At 62.8% G+C, this 17,301-nt stretch carries 15 protein-coding genes; 9 read left to right on the top strand and 6 right to left on the bottom strand.

The genetic code is table 11. The features are described from left to right. Positions 1 to 157 precede the first annotated feature (157 nt). Positions 158 to 1,483 (bottom strand): dicarboxylate/amino acid:cation symporter, encoded by a 1,326-nt coding sequence (locus tag AB4Z25_RS22155; protein ID WP_405049552.1) that lies wholly within the window; start codon positions 1,481 to 1,483, stop codon positions 158 to 160. A gap of 222 nt (positions 1,484 to 1,705) precedes the next feature. Here AB4Z25_RS22155 and AB4Z25_RS22150 point away from each other — a divergent pair, with 222 nt between their 5' ends. Together AB4Z25_RS22150 and AB4Z25_RS22145 are read left to right on the top strand one after the other, a co-directional pair. Continuing rightward, complete coding sequence (locus AB4Z25_RS22150; protein ID WP_442209034.1) at positions 1,706 to 3,559, top strand: sensor histidine kinase; 1,854 nt, start codon at positions 1,706 to 1,708, stop codon at positions 3,557 to 3,559. Continuing rightward, positions 3,556 to 4,911, top strand: a complete 1,356-nt coding sequence (locus tag AB4Z25_RS22145) for a sigma-54-dependent transcriptional regulator (RefSeq protein ID WP_442209032.1) — start codon at positions 3,556 to 3,558, stop codon at positions 4,909 to 4,911. The genes AB4Z25_RS22150 and AB4Z25_RS22145 overlap by 4 nt, the downstream gene beginning before the upstream one ends. Before the next feature lie 32 nt (positions 4,912 to 4,943). Here the strand turns inward: AB4Z25_RS22145 and hutC are convergent, their stop codons facing one another. Beyond that, on the bottom strand, positions 4,944 to 5,696 hold the full coding sequence (gene hutC, locus AB4Z25_RS22140) for a histidine utilization repressor (RefSeq protein ID WP_112386710.1): 753 nt from the start codon (positions 5,694 to 5,696) through the stop codon (positions 4,944 to 4,946). Between the two features lie 179 nt (positions 5,697 to 5,875). On the opposite strand from hutC, the gene AB4Z25_RS22135 reads away from it, so the two are divergent. The 7 genes from AB4Z25_RS22135 to AB4Z25_RS22105 all read left to right on the top strand — a co-directional run bounded on the left by AB4Z25_RS22135 (position 5,876) and on the right by AB4Z25_RS22105 (position 12,419). Further along, on the top strand, positions 5,876 to 6,715 hold the full coding sequence (locus AB4Z25_RS22135; RefSeq protein WP_442209031.1) for a transporter substrate-binding domain-containing protein: 840 nt from the start codon (positions 5,876 to 5,878) through the stop codon (positions 6,713 to 6,715). A gap of 99 nt (positions 6,716 to 6,814) precedes the next feature. Beyond that, positions 6,815 to 7,540, top strand: a complete 726-nt coding sequence (locus AB4Z25_RS22130) for an ABC transporter permease (RefSeq protein ID WP_442209029.1) — start codon at positions 6,815 to 6,817, stop codon at positions 7,538 to 7,540. After that, the gene (locus AB4Z25_RS22125) at positions 7,540 to 8,244 is read left to right on the top strand and encodes an ABC transporter permease (protein ID WP_112386712.1); all 705 of its coding nucleotides are present in this window, start codon (positions 7,540 to 7,542) and stop codon (positions 8,242 to 8,244) included. Before AB4Z25_RS22130 ends, AB4Z25_RS22125 begins: the two co-directional genes overlap by 1 nt. Positions 8,245 to 8,256: 12 nt before the next feature. Then, positions 8,257 to 9,033, top strand: coding sequence for an ATP-binding cassette domain-containing protein (locus AB4Z25_RS22120; protein ID WP_112516587.1), 777 nt, complete (start codon positions 8,257 to 8,259; stop codon positions 9,031 to 9,033). Further along, positions 9,030 to 10,517 carry an HAL/PAL/TAL family ammonia-lyase gene (locus tag AB4Z25_RS22115; protein WP_442209028.1) on the top strand — a complete coding sequence of 496 codons (1,488 nt, stop codon included), beginning with the start codon at positions 9,030 to 9,032 and terminating at the stop codon, positions 10,515 to 10,517. The genes AB4Z25_RS22120 and AB4Z25_RS22115 overlap by 4 nt, the downstream gene beginning before the upstream one ends. Before the next feature lie 10 nt (positions 10,518 to 10,527). Beyond that, positions 10,528 to 11,670: an N-methyl-L-tryptophan oxidase gene (gene solA / locus AB4Z25_RS22110; RefSeq protein ID WP_442209026.1), complete on the top strand. Its 1,143-nt coding sequence runs from the start codon at positions 10,528 to 10,530 to the stop codon at positions 11,668 to 11,670. A gap of 8 nt (positions 11,671 to 11,678) precedes the next feature. Beyond that, positions 11,679 to 12,419: a phosphate/phosphite/phosphonate ABC transporter substrate-binding protein gene (locus AB4Z25_RS22105; RefSeq protein ID WP_442209024.1), complete on the top strand. Its 741-nt coding sequence runs from the start codon at positions 11,679 to 11,681 to the stop codon at positions 12,417 to 12,419. 27 nt (positions 12,420 to 12,446) lie between these two features. On the opposite strand, the gene AB4Z25_RS22100 is transcribed toward AB4Z25_RS22105, so the two are convergent. Genes AB4Z25_RS22100 through AB4Z25_RS22085 form a run of 4 tightly spaced genes read right to left on the bottom strand, consistent with a single transcriptional unit; the run spans position 12,447 to position 17,295 of the window. After that, positions 12,447 to 13,505 carry an ABC transporter ATP-binding protein gene (locus AB4Z25_RS22100; RefSeq protein WP_442209022.1) on the bottom strand — a complete coding sequence of 353 codons (1,059 nt, stop codon included), beginning with the start codon at positions 13,503 to 13,505 and terminating at the stop codon, positions 12,447 to 12,449. Between the two features lie 10 nt (positions 13,506 to 13,515). Next, positions 13,516 to 15,606 (bottom strand): ADP-ribosylglycohydrolase family protein, encoded by a 2,091-nt coding sequence (locus tag AB4Z25_RS22095; protein WP_442209020.1) that lies wholly within the window; start codon positions 15,604 to 15,606, stop codon positions 13,516 to 13,518. A gap of 13 nt (positions 15,607 to 15,619) precedes the next feature. Then, on the bottom strand, positions 15,620 to 16,453 hold the full coding sequence (locus AB4Z25_RS22090) for a carbohydrate ABC transporter permease (protein ID WP_112597819.1): 834 nt from the start codon (positions 16,451 to 16,453) through the stop codon (positions 15,620 to 15,622). Next, complete coding sequence (locus AB4Z25_RS22085; RefSeq protein WP_112386720.1) at positions 16,450 to 17,295, bottom strand: carbohydrate ABC transporter permease; 846 nt, start codon at positions 17,293 to 17,295, stop codon at positions 16,450 to 16,452. The genes AB4Z25_RS22090 and AB4Z25_RS22085 overlap by 4 nt, the downstream gene beginning before the upstream one ends. Positions 17,296 to 17,301: the final 6 nt, after the last annotated feature.

Raw genomic sequence — 17,301 nt, 5'->3', positions numbered from 1 at the left:
CTCTTTCATAGGGTGAGATCACGCTGGCCTTATCAGGCATAGAGAATGCCCTGGCCCCGGAAGCCGTCAAGCAATTCCCGTGGCGCTGTCCGCAAACGGAAAAAGCCCGCCGCAAGCGGCGGGCCTTCCGGAGACCGGGTCTCTTCCCTGGGAGGAATTATTCGGCGGCCTGAAGAACCGGGACAGGTTCTTCGGTCGCTTGACCGGAGAGCGCGCGGGCCAGCATGCCTTCGTCCAGCTCGTTCTCCCAGCGGGCGACGACGACGGTCGCGACCGCGTTGCCGACGAAATTGGTGAGGGCGCGGCATTCCGACATGAAGCGGTCGATGCCGAGGATCAGCGCCATGCCGGCCACCGGGACGGACGGGACGACCGATAGTGTTGCCGCAAGCGTGATGAAGCCGGCGCCGGTGATGCCTGCGGCACCCTTGGAGCTCAGCATCGCGACGAGCAGCAGCAGGATCTGGTCGCCGAAGGTGAGCGGCGTGTCGGTTGCCTGGGCGATGAACAGGGCTGCCAGCGTCATGTAGATGTTGGTGCCGTCGAGGTTGAACGAATAGCCGGTCGGGATGACCAGACCGACGACGGATCGCTTGCAGCCGGCCCGTTCCATCTTCTGCATTAGGCCGGGAAGGGCGGCTTCCGACGACGAGGTGCCGAGAACCAGCAGAAGCTCTTCCTTGATGTAGCGGATCAGCGCGAAGATCGAGAAGCCGTTGTACTTGGCAACAGCGCCGAGCACGACGATAACGAAGAGCAGTGACGTCAGGTAGAACGTGCCGATCAGGAAGGCGAGGTTGGCGATCGAGCCGATGCCGTATTTGCCGATGGTGAAGGCCATGGCGCCGAACGCGCCGATCGGCGCTGCCTTCATCAGGATGGCGACAAGACGGAAGATCGGTGCAGTCAACGCGTTCAGGAAGTCGAGAACTGGCTTGCCGCGATCGCCGACCATGCCGAGCGCGATACCGAAGAGCACCGAGAAGAACAGCACCTGCAGGATATCGCCCTGGGCGAAGGCGCCGACGATCGTGTCCGGAATGATGTTCATCAGGAAGCCGGTGATGGTCGCGTCATGCGCCTTGCTGGCATAGCTGGAGACGGCATTCGCATCGAGCGAGGCGGCGGAAATATGCATTCCGGCGCCCGGCTGCAGAACGTTGGCGATCAGCATGCCGACGGCGAGCGCCAGCGTCGAGAAGACGAGGAAGTAGATCATCGCCTTGCCGGCAACGCGTCCGACCTTTTTCAGATCTGACATTCCGGCAATGCCGGTCGCGACCGTCAGGAAAATAACCGGGGCGATGATCATCTTCACGAGCTTGATGAAAGCATCGCCGAGCGGCTTCAGCGCCGTACCGGTATCCGGATAGAAGTGGCCGAGCAGGATGCCGGCGACAATGGCGGCGATCACCTGTACGTAAAGATGCCGGTAGAACGGCAGAGGCGCACGCGGCTGCGTGTCTTGGTGTGCAATGTCCATGATATCCTCCATGAAGCCCCAACCAAGGATTTGGCTCTCCCGGGGCGAATTGCGTTTCGTCGTAGAACGATCAGCAATCGGCGTGCCAGACTCGGAAATACTGACTAAGGCATTGATTTGTTTTGAGACTATACATTGGTGCGCAAGTCGTCTGATGCGGAATGTGCGTAAATCCGCACGGCCTATATTGAATGAAGTGCGGTTTTGTGCTCAATATCGGCAATGGGCATAGCCTCTCCATCCGCGGAAGACGCGCGCCTTCGCCTCGGTATTCGCCGGACGTGGGTCGTCTTTGCGCTAATATCGGCGCTGATCGCGGCTGCCGCACTGACCGCTGCGGCGATCTATGGGCGTTCCGCAGCACTTTCGGCGCTGCAACAGCAGGGCCGCACCGATGCCAATCTGAAGGTTGCCCTGCTTCAAGCCGTTCTGGAGCGGCCGCGTGCGCTGCCCCTTCTGCTGTCGCGTGACCGCGATGTGGAGGACGCGCTGACCCAGTCCGGTCAGGAAAAGAAGGATGCGTTGAGCGGCAAGCTGGAAGATCTGGTCAAGGGCACCAATGCCGCCGTCATCTACGTGGTCAACGCGGATGGTATCGCGGTTTCGGCCAGCAATTGGCACGAGGCGACGAGTTTCGTCGGAAACGACTACACGTTCCGCAGCTATTTCACCCGCGGCATGCGGGAGGGGATGGCCGAGCATTTTGCGCTCGGTTCCGTCAGCAAACGCCCCGGGCTCTATATCTCGCACCGTATCGGGCCTGCATCTGCACCGCTTGGCGTCGTTGTCGTCAAGATGGAGTTCGATCAGCTGGAGAGCGATTGGAGCGACACGCAGCGTCCGGCCTTCGTGGTCGATCAGAACAACGTGGTGCTGATCACCAGCGTGCCCTCCTGGCGGTTCATGACGTCGGAAGCGCTTGCTGCCGATAGCCTGCATTCGATCCGCGAGAGCCTGCAGTTCGGCGATGCGCCGCTTTTGCCTCTGCCTTTCCAGCCGGTGAAAGCGCTGGGCGCCGATGCGCTGCTGATCCGCGCCATCCTTCCGGGTGGCCGGGCTGCGACCTATCTCAAGATCATAGCGCCGGTGCCTTCGACGAACTGGACGTTTCAGTATCTGTTGCCGGTCGAATTGCCGGTGGCTGCGGCCGTGCGCGAGGCCCTGCTGGTGACGGCGCTGGCGCTTTTGACCGTGATTGCCATTGCCGCCATCTGGCTCCGGCGCAGGGATGTGGCGCTGATGACCATCGTGCGCGAGCAGCTGGCGCGCGAAGAGCTGGAGCAGCGTGTTGCCGAGCGGACGCGTGATCTCAGCCGGACGCGCGATAGCCTCGAGGCCGAGATCACCCGTCACCGGGCGACCGATGCACGGTTGCAGAGCGTCCAGCAGGATCTGGTCAATGCCAACCGGCTGGCGATCCTCGGCCAGATCGCGGCCGGTGTCGCCCATGAGATCAATCAGCCGGTCGCGACGATCCGTGCCTATGCCGACAATTCCGCGGTCTATCTCAAGCGCCAGCAGACAGAACCGGTTGCGGAGAACCTTGCGCTGATTGCCGGACTGACCGAGCGGATTGGGACCATCACCGAGGATCTGAAGGCACTCGCCCGGCGCGGACGAACGGCGCCCGAAGCGGTTGGCGTCGAGGAGATGATAGACGGCGCGCTGATGTTGCTGCGCAGCCGATTCACCGGCCGGCTGGAGATGCTGACCGTCGAGGCTGTCCCTGAAGGCCTGCAGGTGATGGGCACCCGGCTGCGGCTGGAACAGGTCTTCATCAACCTGTTTCAGAATGCGCTGGAAGCCGTGGAGGCGCGCGATGGCGGCCGGGTGACTGTTTCGGCAGGTGTTTCCGGCGACGGCGTTGCCATTTCGGTCGCCGATAACGGTCCGGGCATTGCCCCCGATATTCTCGAAGCCCTGTTCGAACCCTTCAACTCTTCCAAGGAAAAAGGCCTCGGTCTCGGCCTCGTGATCTCCAAGGACATCGTCTCCGACTATGGCGGCAGCATCGATGTCGAGAGTGGGGCCGACGGCACCCGCTTTATCGTCCATCTGAAGAAGGTTTCGGCATGAGCAAGGCAGCCCCGGTCATCCTCGTTGACGACGACAAGGATCTGTCGCGCGCCACCGGGCAGACGCTCGATCTCGCCGGCTTCGACGTGACGCTCTGCACGTCGGCGATGGAAGCGCTCGGCAAGCTCGACCGTACATTTCCGGGCGTGCTGGTGTCGGACATCCGCATGCCCGGCCTCGACGGCTTGCAGATGTTCGAGCGCATCCGCCAGCTCGACGCCGAGCTACCGGTTATCCTGATGACCGGCCACGGCGATATCCAGATGGCCGTCAAGGCGATCCAGGACGGCGCCTATGATTTCATCGCCAAGCCGTTTGCCACCGAGCGGCTGATTCAATGTGTGCGGCGTGCGGCCGAGACGCGGGCATTGGTGATCGAAAATCGCAATCTCCGCGAAGCCGCGCAGCAGGCCGACCCGGGCATGCCGCTGATTGGGCAGACCCCTGTGATGGAGCGCCTGCGCCATATGCTGCGCCAGATCGCCGATACCGATGTCGATGTGCTTGTCACCGGCGAAACCGGTAGCGGCAAGGAGGTTGTGGCGAGCCTGCTGCATGGCTGGAGCCGCCGTTCGAAGGGCAATTTCGTGGCGCTGAACTGCGGCGCGCTTCCCGAACAGATCATCGAGAGCGAGCTTTTCGGCCACGAGCCCGGCGCCTTTACCGGCGCGCAGAAGAAACGTGTCGGGCGGATCGAGCATTCGAGCGGCGGGACGCTGTTTCTCGATGAGATCGAGAGCATGCCGCTGTCGACGCAGGTGCAGATGCTGCGCGTGCTTGAGATGCGTCAGGTGACGCCGCTCGGAACCAACGAGGTGCGCCCCGTCGATCTGCGCATCGTTGCGGCAGCGAAGGTCGATCTCGGCGATCCCGCGCAGCGCCAGAGCTTTCGCGAGGATCTCTATTACCGTCTGAACGTGGTGACGCTGGCGATCCCGCCGCTTCGCGAGCGGCGCGACGATATTCCGCTGCTTTTCAGCTATTTTGCCGAGCGGGCGGCCCGCCGCTTCGAGCGCGATGTGCCGCAGATCACGGCAGCCGTCAGCCGCTATCTGCGGGAACATGACTGGCCGGGCAATGTTCGCGAACTCTCGCATTTTGCCGAGCGAACTGTCCTCGGTATGCAGCCAGCCGAGCCCGAACCGCCGAAGGCCGATCCCGGTGCTTCCGGCGGCGTGCCGCTGCCCGAGCGGCTTGATCACTACGAGGCCGGGATCATTCGCGATACACTGACCTCGTTCGGCGGCAACGTGCAGCAGACGATCGCCGCCCTCGGCATCCCGAGAAAGACGTTCTACGACAAGATGCAGCGTCACGGGATCGTCCGCAGCGACTACGCCGACAAGCGGTAAACGGCTAAATCGCCGTTAACTCCCATATACAACTACTTGGCTTCTACGCCGTTGCGGCTTTCCAGCCGGTAGCGGTGGCCAGGATAGATGAGGCGCGCGACGGACACGACGCCGCGTGAAGACCATGTCCGCCGGCGGATTGTCAGGCAGGGTTCGGACTTCAGGATCGTCAGCAGCTTGCATTCCCAAGGCTGCGGCATGACCGCCTCGACAATGTGTTCCGAGCCCGTCAGCGGTGCGACTTCCGAGAGGTAAGCGTTCGGCGTCTTGCTGCGGAAATCCTGCGTGAGGTAATCAGGGGCGGCATCCGGGTGGACATGGCGGTCCTCGATCTGCACCGGGACGCCGTTTTCGCTGTGGACGACGAGTGAATGGAACACCGCCGAGCCGATCTCCAGGCCCAATGCATCCGCCATTTCAGGCGATGCAGTCTCCTGCGCCAGCACGATAACCGCCGCTTCATGGGCGTGGCCGCGCTCGGCGATCTCCTCGGCGATGTTGCGCACTTCGAAGAGGGCGGAGACGCCCTTGCGCTCGGCAACGAACGAGCCGACGCCTTGAATGCGCACCAGTTCGCCCTCGCTGGCAAGCTCGCGAAGCGCCCGGTTGGCGGTCATCTTGCTGACGCCAAGCTCGACAACCAGCTCGTTTTCCGAGGGCACGCGGTATTTGGGCGGCCACTCGCCGCTGTGAATCCTGTCGAGAATGATCTGCTTGACGCCCGCATAAAGCGGGGTCGCGTCATTCTCGGCCAATTCCCGCTTCATTTCACCGGCACGTTTCATTGCCTAATCCCTTGGCATCGACAGCAACTGCCGCAAAACTCAACTTTCCATCTTGCATATCACAAAATTATTCATATGGTACCCTATACAACCTTCGGCGAGATCTGATCTTCGCAAAAGGCAAGCCGGCGGAGATCGGCAGGAAAGACGGTCAATCGAATTTCAGAGGAGTTTGGAACATGAAATTGCATAGCATCATCGTGTCTGGAGCGGTGGCAATCTCCGCTCTCGCGACGCCGGTTCTCGCCAAGGACTGGAAGACTGCGACGATTACCCTCGAGGGTGCCTACGCACCCTGGAACATGACCAACGCCGACGGCACGCTCGGCGGCTTCGAGCCGGAATTGGCCAAGGTGCTCTGCGAGCGCGCCAAGATCGAATGCAAGCTTGTCGCGTCCGACTGGGACGGCATGATCCCGGCGCTGAATGCCGGCAAGTTCGATGTGATCATGGATGCGCTGTCGATCACCGACGAGCGCAAGAAGATCATCGACTTCACCGTTCCCTATGCCGCGACGCCTGCCGCTTTCGCGACCGCCAAGGATAGCCCGCTGGCAAATGCCGCCGGTACCGGCGTGACGATCAAGATGACGCCCGGCCAGACCGGCGTGAAGGAAATCGATGCGCTGAAGGAAGCCTTCAAGGGCAAGACGATCGGCATCCAGGCCGCGACCGTCTATGCGAAGTTCGTCTATGACAACTTCGGCTCGATCGCCGAAATCCGCGAATACAAGACCGGCGCCGACCGCGATCTCGATCTGCAGAACGGCCGTATCGATCTCGGCTTCGACGACGCGGTCTATTTCAACAACGCATTCGCGTCGGCAAACGATACGCTTGCCTTCACCGGCCCGGAAATCGCCGGCTCGATTTGGGGCGAGGGCGAAGGTCTCGGCATCCGGAAGGAAGACACCGACCTGCGCGACAAGTTCAGCGAAGCCATCAAGTCCGCGCTGGCCGACGGTACCGTCAAGACCCTCTCGATGAAGTGGTTCAAGGTCGACGTCAGCCCGCAATAAGCAACCTTCGGGCTATCACCGATACGGTCTCCGGCACCTTGCCGGAGACGCCTGTGATAATCTCGACGCCTGAAGCCGCTATCGACGGGAACGGACGCAATGGGAACCTTAGGATTCTTGGGCTTCGGCCCGAACGGTTGGGGCGCATTGTTGCTTGTTGCAACCTTGATGACGCTCGCCGTGACCGCGACTGCGCTGGCGATCGGCGCCGTACTCGGCACCATCATCGCCTCGGCCAAACTCTCCGGCAACATGCTGTTGGTGACGCTCGGTAATATCTATACGACCGTGTTTCGCGGCGTGCCTGAATTGCTGATCATCTATTTGATCTATTTCGGCGGCTCGGCGGCGGTGACATCCGTCGGTCAATGGCTGGGCTACGAGGGCTTCCTCGGTCTGCCCTCTTTTGCCGCCGGCGCCCTTGCCGTCGGCATCATCTCCGGCGCCTATCAGGCGGAAGTCTATCGCGGCGCCTTTCTGGCGATCTCCAAGGGAGAGCTGGAAGCGGCATCGGCGATCGGCATGCCGCGCGTGCTGCGCCTGCGGCGCGTCATCATTCCGCAGGTCCTGCGCTTCGCGATCCCCGGTCTCGGCAATGTCTGGCAGTTGAGCCTCAAGGATTCTGCGCTGATCTCCGTCACCGGCCTCGCCGAGCTGATGCGCACCAGCCAGGTGGCCGCAGGCTCGACGCGCCAGTATTTCCTGTTTTTCATCGCCGGCGGCCTTCTCTATCTGCTGCTCACAAGTCTCTCGGACCGGGTCTTCAACACCGCCGAACGGCGCGCAAACCGCAGCATGCCTGCGTCGGCGATGGGGCAAGCGTGATGGATTTCGAATTTCTGTTCTCCACCATGGTGACGCTGCTGAAAGCAGTGCCGACGACGCTGATCCTGTTTTCGCTGTCGATCTTTTTCGGCGGATTGCTGGCGCTCGTCATCGTCTCGCTTCGTGTCAGTGGCAATCCGTTGCTGGCCGGTTTCGCTAAGGGCTACATCTTCATCTTTCGCGGCTCGCCGCTACTGATCCAGATGTTCCTGGTCTTTTACGGGCTTGGTCAGTTCGGCGTCATCCGCTACTCCTTCCTCTGGCCCTTCCTGCGCGAGCCGATGGTCTGCGCCGTGCTTTCGCTGGCGCTCTGCACGGCAGGTTATTCGGCGGAAATCTTCCGCAGCGGCATCCGCGCCGTTTCGCCGAAGGAGATCGAGGCGGCCCGCGCCATCGGCATGCCGCGCATGCTGATGATCCGGCGCATCATCGCGCCCATCGCCTTCCGTCATGCGCTGCCTGCCTATTCCACCGAGATCGTGCTGATGATGAAATCGACAGCGCTTGCGAGTCTCGTCACCGTCTGGGAAGTCACCGGTGTCGCGCAGCGGCTGATTTCGCAGACCTATCGCACCATGGAAGTCTTCCTGTGCGCCGCCATCATCTATCTGGTGCTGAACTTCATCATCCTGCAGGCCATGGCGCTGCTCGAATATTCACTCTCCAAACACCGCCGCGCCATCCCGCCGGCACTCAAGGCCTAAGGAGCAACCGCGATGCCCGGTGTGACACGCCTTTCCGTCCGCAACATCCGCAAGAGCTTCGGCACCCATGAGGTCCTGCGCGGCATTTCCCTCGAGGCCCAGGACGGCGACGTCATTTCGCTGCTTGGCGCTTCCGGCTCGGGAAAGTCGACCTTCCTGCGCTGTATCAATCTCCTGGAAACCGCGAGCGATGGCGAGATCTGGGTCGATGGCGAGCAGATCCGAATGGTGCACAAGAACGGCAGCAGCCGTCCTGCCAGCCAGAAGCAGGTCGACCACATCCGTTCCGAGCTCGGCATGGTGTTCCAGAGCTTCAATCTCTGGTCTCACATGACGATCCTGCAGAACGTCATTGAAGGACCGGTCCACGTTTTGAAGCGCCCGAAGGCTGAGTGTATTGCCGAAGCCGAGGCGCTGCTGGAAAAGGTCGGCATCGCTGACAAGCGCCACGCCTATCCGGCGCATCTTTCCGGTGGCCAGCAGCAGCGCGCTGCCATTGCGCGTGCGCTGGCCATGCGGCCCAAGGTGATGCTGTTCGATGAACCGACCTCGGCGCTCGATCCGGAATTGGTCGGCGAAGTGCTGCGCGTCATGCGCGCGCTGGCCGAGGAAGGCATGACGATGCTCGTCGTCACCCACGAGATGAGCTTTGCTCGCAACGTTTCCAACCGCGTCGTCTTCATGCGCGAAGGCCTGATCGAAAGCAGCGGCGCGCCGGACGATATGTTCGGCAGTGCGGCCACACCGGCCTTCCGCCAGTTCATCGGCCATTTCGGAACCGGCCAATGACCATCGTCCTGCATGAACGTCTGTCGTGGCGCGATGTCGCCCGCGTCGGCGAGGGTGGAGCTCTGGCCTTGTCGGCCGCAGCACGCGACCGTGTCGCCCGCGCCAGACAGATCGTGGAGAGCATCGTTGAAAGCGGCGTCAGGGCCTATGGCATCAATACCGGGGTCGGCGCTTTGTCCGACACGGTCGTTGATCGCACCTCGCAGAGCCGCCTGTCGCGCAATATCATTCTGAGCCACGCCTGCGGTGTCGGTCCTCTGCTGGGACCGTGCGAAGTGCGCGCGATCATCGCTGCGCAGATCGCCAATTTCGGCCACGGCCATTCCGGCGTGCGCCTTGAAATCCTCGAACATCTCACGGCGTTCCTCGCGAAGGACTGCATTCCCGATATGCCGTCCAAGGGATCGGCGGGCTACCTCACGCATAACGCCCATTCGGCTCTGGTGCTGATCGGCGAGGGCCATGCCACCGTCGGCGGACGGCGGATGACGGGTCGCGAGGCGCTCGCCGCACTCGGGCTCGCGCCGCTTGTGCTTCAGGCCAAGGAAGGTCTGAGCCTCGTCAACGGAACGGCCTGCGCAACGGGCTTGTCTTCCGTTGCCCTGTCCCGCGCCGAACGGCTGCTCGATTGGGCCGACGGCGCCGCAGCGCTGACGCTAGAAGCCGTGGGTTGTCAGACAGCCGCTTTCGAAGAGCCGGTGCTGGCGCTTCGCCCCTCCAAAGGTATAGCAAAGGTAGGCGAGCGCTTACGCTCCCGCTTGAAAGGCAGCGCGTTGGTCGCGGCTGCCAAGGGCAAACGGACGCAGGACGCGCTCAGCCTCCGCTCGGTGCCCCACGCCCACGGCGCTGCGTGGGACGTGTTCGAGGAGACGGCGCGGATCGTCGATCAGGAGCTTGCTTCCGTGACCGACAACCCTGCGGTCTCCGGGACGCCTGATCATCCCATTGTTTCCTCCGAAGCGCATGCCGTGGCGCCCGCCCTGGCGCAGGCCGCCGATGCTCTCGCAATCGCGATCGCGCAGATCGGCGCAATGAGCGAGCGGCGCGCGGACCGGCTGGTCAATCCGCTTGTCAGCGGGTTGCCGCCGTTTCTCGCCAGCGATGCCGGCAGCCATTCCGGCTTCATGATCGCGCAATATACCGCTGCGGCACTTGCCAACGAAAATCGCCGTCTCGCGGCACCCGCCTCGCTCGACGGCGGCATCACCTCCGGTTTGCAGGAGGACTTCCTGGCCCATCCGACGGCGGCGGCGAACAAGCTGCTCGCCATCATCGACAACGCCGAATATATCCTCGCCGTCGAATTGATGGCGGCGGCACAAGCCCATGACTTCGTTGCCGCTAATGGCGAGCGAGCTGCCGGAACCGGCGCCATCTACGCGATGGTGCGCGGCGTTGCCGGCCGTTACCATGATGACCGGCCGTTGCATGGCGATATCGAGGCGCTCCGAACCCTGATATCAGCCCATCAGCCGGGCGAATGAGAGAATGGACATGTCTGTAGAATTCGATGTCGCCGTCATCGGTCTTGGTGCCATGGGGAGTTCGGCAGCCGCCTTTGCGGCATCGCGCGGCGCCAAAGTCATCGGGCTGGAAGCCTATTTCCCGGCCCATCCGCTCAGCTCGTCGCATGGCGACAGCCGTCTCATCCGGCTCGGATACTTCGAAGACCCGTCCTATGTGCCGCTGCTGCAGCGCGCCTATGAAAACTGGCGGGCGCTGGAAGCGCAGCTGCGAACCGATATCCTGACCGTCACCGGCGTACTGCAGATCGGCGCGCCGGACAGCAAGATCGTCAGCGGAACCAGGGCGTCCTGCGAGATGCATGGCCTCGCGCATCAGATCCTCGACAAGCAGGAGATGGCGCGGCGGTTTCCGGCCTTCGCTCTCGATGACGGCGAGATCGGGCTGCTCGATCCGCAGGGCGGCTATGTCAGGCCTGAAGCCGCGATCATGGGCTATCTGAAACTGGCCGCCGAACACGGTGCTGCGTTGCATTTCGGCGAACCAGTGCTTTCGATCGACCAGGGCGGCAATGGTGTGACGATCGTCTCCGGCACCGCGACCTACCGCGCACGCAAGGTCATCGTTGCGACCGGCGCCTGGATCGCCGAGCTCGTGCCGCAACTGCGGTCGCGTGCCGTGCCGATCCGCCAGGTAGTGGCCTGGTATCAGCCATCCGATGGCTTCGTTGCCGGGCCGCAGCGCATGCCCTGCTTCCTGCGGGATGACGGCGAGGGCGGATCCTATTTCGGCTTTCCGAATATCGGCATCGACGGCGTCAAGGTCGGCCGTCACGCGCATTTCCGCGAGCCGATCGATCCGCGTGCCCCCAATCCGCCCGTCAACGAGGCCGATACCGCGCTTCTCGACAGCTTCGTCCGCAAGCGTCTGCCGCATGCGGCTTCGATGCGGGCGCGGGCGACGACCTGCCGCTACACCATGCTGCCGAGCGAAGATTTCCTGATCGATCATGTGCCGGGTGCGCCTGATGTCGTCGTGTCCTCCGCCTGCTCCGGCCACGGCTTCAAATTCACCAGCGTCATCGGCGAACTTCTGGCGGATCTTGCGCTGGAGGGCGGCAGCACGCTGCCGCACGGCCTGTTCTCGTTTGCGCGGCACTTCCCGAACGGCTGAGACACAAGATGCATCTTGTCAGCCTGGCAATGTATGTTACCCCGCCGCCGCTCGCTGCGGCGACCGCCGAACTCTGGGAGTTCCTGCGCGCATATCTCTCGCGCCCGGGTGTCTCGGGATTGCCGGATCGTCTGGATGCCGATCTGGCCTATGACGAAGCCTGGCTTCGTCCCGACCTCCTGCTCTCGCAGACCTGCGGCTATCCCTATGTGACACAGCTGCGGGGCAGGGTCCGCCTCGTCGCAACGCCAGTCTACAGCCATCCGGGCTGCGAAGGGCCGCTGATGCGCAGCGTCATCGTCGTCAGACGCGGCTCGGCTTTTGCTGCGATCGAAGATCTGCGTGACGCAGTCGCGGCGGTCAATAGCCCGAGCAGCAATTCCGGCGCCAATCTCCTGCGCGCCGCCGTTGCTCCCCTTGCCCGCGAGGGGCGCTTCTTTGCTGCCCTTATCGAGACGGGAAGCCATGGCGCCAGCATCGATGCGGTTGCCCAGGGGCGGGCCGATTGTGCAGCCATCGATTGCGTTACACTTGCAAATATCCAACGCTTCGACCCTGAGCGCGTGACTGAAATCCGGCAGCTTGCGCTGACGCCTGCCGGTCCCGGGCTGCCCTTCATCACGTCTGGCGATGCAACCGACGGACAGGTTGAGCTGCTTCGTGAAGCGCTCATGGCCTCGATCCGCGCGCCATCTCTTGAGGTGGCGCGCGATACGATGGGGCTGATCGATTTCGACAGGCTGAAATGAGCGCCGCCTTCCTGGCGGCGTGCTTCCTCAGCCGATCCTGTTGCCCGACGCCGCGTCGAAGATGTGAACGGCGCCCTTGGTTAGGGTCAGTGTCTGTTTGCTGCCGACATCGAACCATGGCCGTTCGCGGAGCACCACCGAGACGAGCTGCTCGCCGAGCTTGAGCTCGATGAAGGCCTCGGAGCCGGTCGGCTCGATATTCTCGACGGTTGTCTGCAGGTCGCCTTCGGCCCCAAGGCCGATTTCTTCCGGTCGCTTGCCGATCAGCAGCTTCTGGCCTTCCTGAACACCCGATGGCGCTGCAAGCCCCGACGGCTGGCCATTCGGCAGGATGAGTTTGCCGCTGGCGACGGTTGCCGGGAACAGGTTCATCGCCGGTGAGCCGATGAACTGCGCGACGAAGGCATTGGCCGGGTGGTCGTAGAGTTCCAGCGGCGTGCCGATCTGCTCGATGCGGCCCGCCTGCATGACGACGATCCGGTCGGCCATGGTCATTGCCTCCACCTGGTCGTGGGTGACGTAGACCATGGTGGTGCCGAGGCGGCGATGCAGGCTCTTGATCTCGCCACGCATCTGCACGCGCAGCTTGGCGTCGAGGTTCGACAGCGGTTCGTCGAAGAGGAAGACCTGCGGATTACGAACGATCGAGCGACCCATTGCAACGCGCTGGCGCTGGCCGCCGGACAGTGCCTTCGGCTTGCGCTGCAGCAGGCTTTCCAGGCCGAGAATCTCGGCCGCTTCGCGGACCTTCTTTTCCTTTTCGGCCTTGCCGGCACCCGCCAGCGTCAGCGAGAAGGCCATGTTTTCCTCGACGGTCATATGCGGGTAGAGCGCATAGTTCTGGAACACCATCGAGATGTCGCGGCTCTTAGGGGGCAGGGTGTTGACCACCTTGCCGCCGATCGAGATTGTTCCGCCCGAGATGTCTTCGAGACCGGCGATCATCCGCAGCAGCGTGGACTTGCCGCAACCCGACGGGCCGACCAGGACGACGAATTCGCCGTCACCGATCGCCGCATCGATTCCGTGAATAACCTCAGCGCTGCCGTAACGCTTGACGGCCTTGTCGATCGTGACACTTGCCATGGGGACCTCCTTACGCCGCGCCGATGCGGATGCGGGTGGCCGACAGTGCGCCCTCATGAATGATCAGTCCGGCCGATCCGCCGGTGAAGGTGGCGTCATCAGCCTCGACGGTGGTGCCGCCGACCGTGGCGGAAAGCTTGCCGCCCCTGGCCGAGCACTTCATCATGAAGCGGGTCTCGAATTCGACCTGGAGCGGGGTGGAGGCGAGCACAGTCTGCTTGTCATCCTTGCGGCAGACAATCTGCAGCTGGCCGTCGCGGGTGATCAGTGCCGCATAGTAGCGGCGCTGCCCCTCGGCGCGGATCGCCAGGCCGCCGTGATCGCCGAGGTGCAGCATCAGGTCGGCCTCGATCGCATAGTCCGTCCAGTCGCGCGTGCCCTGCAGGATCAATCCTTCGCCGCGGTTCTGGCTGATGCGGAAGTCCTGCGGGAAGTTCTTCGAGAAGAAATGCACGTTGCTGACCCAGGCGCGGCGCCAGAAGTCGCTGGCGCCTTCCGGACGCTTGAAGGTCACGTCAGGGCAACCATCCCAGGTGAGCGCCTCGATGAGGACCCGGCCGTTTGCCCGGCCGTGCGGTGCCGTCAGAACCAAGCCGATTTCGGCGATCGGCTGGTGGCCGGTTGCGGGAACGGTCCATTCGAGCGTTGCCGAATTACCGGGGTTGAGAAGCTTGCCCGCGGGCATGTCGATATCGACGAGGGCATCGCTGCCATCATAGTGGCGGATGCGGAACTTCGCCTCGACGGAGCCGCTGTTTGCCGCTTCGGCGCGGATGGTTGCGCGCAGCGTCTGTCCGGCATGGATGCGCGGGCTAGCGACCAGATCGTAGGTGCGCATCTTGGTGACTTCGAGCGGCGTGAAGACCGGTGTGGTGGCCGCAGCCTCCCGTCCTTGAGCCAGCGCCTGATAATCGATCGCCAGCGCCGCTCCGGTTCCGGTCACCTTCAGCCCGTCAAGAGCGGTCTGGCCCGCCTGTGGACGGAAGCCCTGGACCGAGCCCGGAAGCGAGAAGTGGAACTTCGCGCCATTCTTCGGCGCCGGTTCGGCTGTCTGTCCGGCAAGCTTGCGGCCGAGATTGGCAAGCCACAGCGAGACGTCGGCGGCATCGGCAATCGAGCGGCCGCCATCGGCGGTCGACATGTAGAGACGGTCGGCGACCGGGCCGCGCCAGTCGGGACCGGCATCGAGACCGTCGAGGCCGAGCATGATGCCGTGCAGGCAGCCGAGGTTTCCGGCGTTGCAATCGGTGTCCCAACCCGAGGTGTTGACGATCATCTGGCCGCGCTGGAAGTCGTGCGGCGCATGCAGCAGCGCCATGATCATCAGCGCGTGGTTGGGCACGACATGGCAATTGCCCGGATATTTGTCGTAGCCGTAATTGTCCTCGATCTTCTGACGCGTCGCTTCCCAATCCTCGTTGCCCGATGTCCAGCCGCGGATATCGGCGATCAGCTTGGCGATCAGGCTGTCCTTCGGGATATGCGCAAGGCCGGTATCGAGCAGATGGTTCACATCCTTGCTGATGAAGGCCTCCGCCTCCATCGCCGCCCAGAGGACGGCGGCGTTCACCGCTTCGCCGTCGTGACTGACGGAGCCGGCAGCGCGCGCCAGCTTGGCGGCCTGCGCCGGGTTGCCGGGGGAGACCAGCGCCCAGCCGTCGATGAAGATCTGCGCGCCGATCTGCTCGGCAACGGTGGCACCGTTGACGGCGATCGAACCGGATGCCGGCGCTGGAATGCCGCGCTGGAGGTTGAGCCAGGCCGTATGTTCCGTGGAATTGCCGGCACCACCCCACCAGAGGATCGAACGTTCCTCGATGATGTAGTTCAGCCAGGCCTTGCCGATGTCCTCCGCCGACAGATCCGGCGAGATGCCGTAGTCGTCCAGCGCGCGCGGGAAGGTGAAGGTGCCGGCCACGTCGTCGTCGGTGACGATCAGCGGATCGCCGAGGCGGTCATGGACGTAATAGGTGATCGGGCCGAGCTTCTCGAGAATGTCCTTGTAGCGCCAGTTCTCGAACGGGCGGCCGAGATAGACGCCGATCAGCTTGCCGAGAACGCCTGCATAGACGCGGTTGTTGTAGTCTGCGGGAATGGACATGCGAACTCCTTGATCAGCCCTTCACCGAACCACCGGCCATTCCTTCGATGAAGTGGCGCTGCAGCAGGACGAAGAGGATTACGATGGGGAAAATGATGATGAGAGCGGCGGCCATGATCTCACCCCAGTCGGACGAGTATTGGCCTGAGAGTAGGAAGAACGAGACGACGGCCGTCAGCCTGTCCTGTCCCTGCAGGAAGGTCGTGGCGATCAGGAACTCGTTCCAGGAATAGAGGCCGATGATCAGCGCCACCGTCAGGATCCCGGGCGAGACGATGGGCAGGAAGACGCGGCGGAACACCTGCCAATGCGTGGCGCCGTCGATCAGTGCGGCTTCCTCCAGCTCCTTGGGAACCGCAAGGAAATAGGTTCGCAGCAGCATGATCGCGAAGGGCGAATAGACTGCCGTATAGATGAAGGCGACGGCGACAGGGTTGTTGATCAGCCCGAAACGGGCAAAGCCGAAATAGAGCGGAAAGAGGAAAAGCTGGATCGGCGCGGTGGTGCTGGCCAAGAGATAGAAGGTCAGGATCTTCCAGCGCTTGATCTTCTGGCGGGCCAGAACATAGGCGGTCAGCGATCCGGTCGAGCAGACGAGGATGATCGTCAGGCCCGTGAGCACGGCGGAGTTCAGCAGCGTCTGGCCGAAATTCGCATCCGTCCAGGCGCGGGTGAAATTGTCCCAGCGGATGACGGAGGGGAGCGCCAGCGGATTCTGGACGATCTCTGCCGATGGCTTCAACGCGTTGAGTACGGTCAGCGCGATCGGAAACAGCGTGATGATCAGCAGCACCGACAGGGTGATGTAGACGATCGCGAAGGTGAGGCGGCTTTCGGTGATGTTCATTGTTCGAACTCCGTCGCTTGGGCGCGGATGTAGAAGACGGTTGCGGCCAGGCCGAAGAGGCTGATGACCACCGAGATCGCTGCCGCCTTGCCGACCGCAAGATCGTAAAAGGCCGAGCGATAGGCGAAGGTCGAGAGCACTTCGGACGAATAGGCCGGTCCGCCTTGGGTCAGGATGTAGACGAAGTCGAAGACCAGGAACGACCAGATGACGGTCATGATCATCATCAGCGTGATGGTCGGCATGATGCCGGGCAGAAGGACATAGCGGATGGTCTGGAAGAAGGTGGCACCCTCGATGCGAGACGCCTCGATCTGTTCGTTCGGCACCTGGCGCAGGGCCGCGAAGAAGATGACGCAGAGGAAGCCCCACCAATGCCAGAGGTCGACGACCGCGATACCATAGAGCGCGCTCGACGTCTCGGTCAGCGGATTGGCGATATCGAGACCCATGCGCTGCAGAAGGCCGGTGATGCCGGTGACCGGCGAATAGATCATGCCCTGCCAGACACGGCCGGTGATCGCCGTGGCGATGATAACAGGCAGGAAATAGACGACCTGGAAGAAGTTCGAGCCGCGGCGCACGACCAGCATCATGGTGGCGGCCAGCAGGCCCATGGCGATCGGTACCGTCAGGAAGATCAGCGTCCAGATGATGTTGTTGGTCAGCGCCGTCCAGAAGACGCTGTCGTCCCAGAGGGCCTGGAAATTGTCGAGGCCGACGAAGACGGGTGTGCTGATGCCGTCCCATTCGAAGAAGGCGAGAGCCACCGTGAGCAGCGCCGGTATGGCGATGATGACGACATTGATGATCAATGTCGGCAGGACGTAAAGTCGGTGCATTGCAGA

This window comes from Rhizobium sp. RAF36, from assembly GCF_052114105.1.
Classification (GTDB): Bacteria; Pseudomonadota; Alphaproteobacteria; order Rhizobiales; family Rhizobiaceae; genus Rhizobium.
The sequence above is the reverse complement of the archived record's forward strand: the minus strand, read 5'-3'. Positions and strand labels throughout refer to the sequence as shown.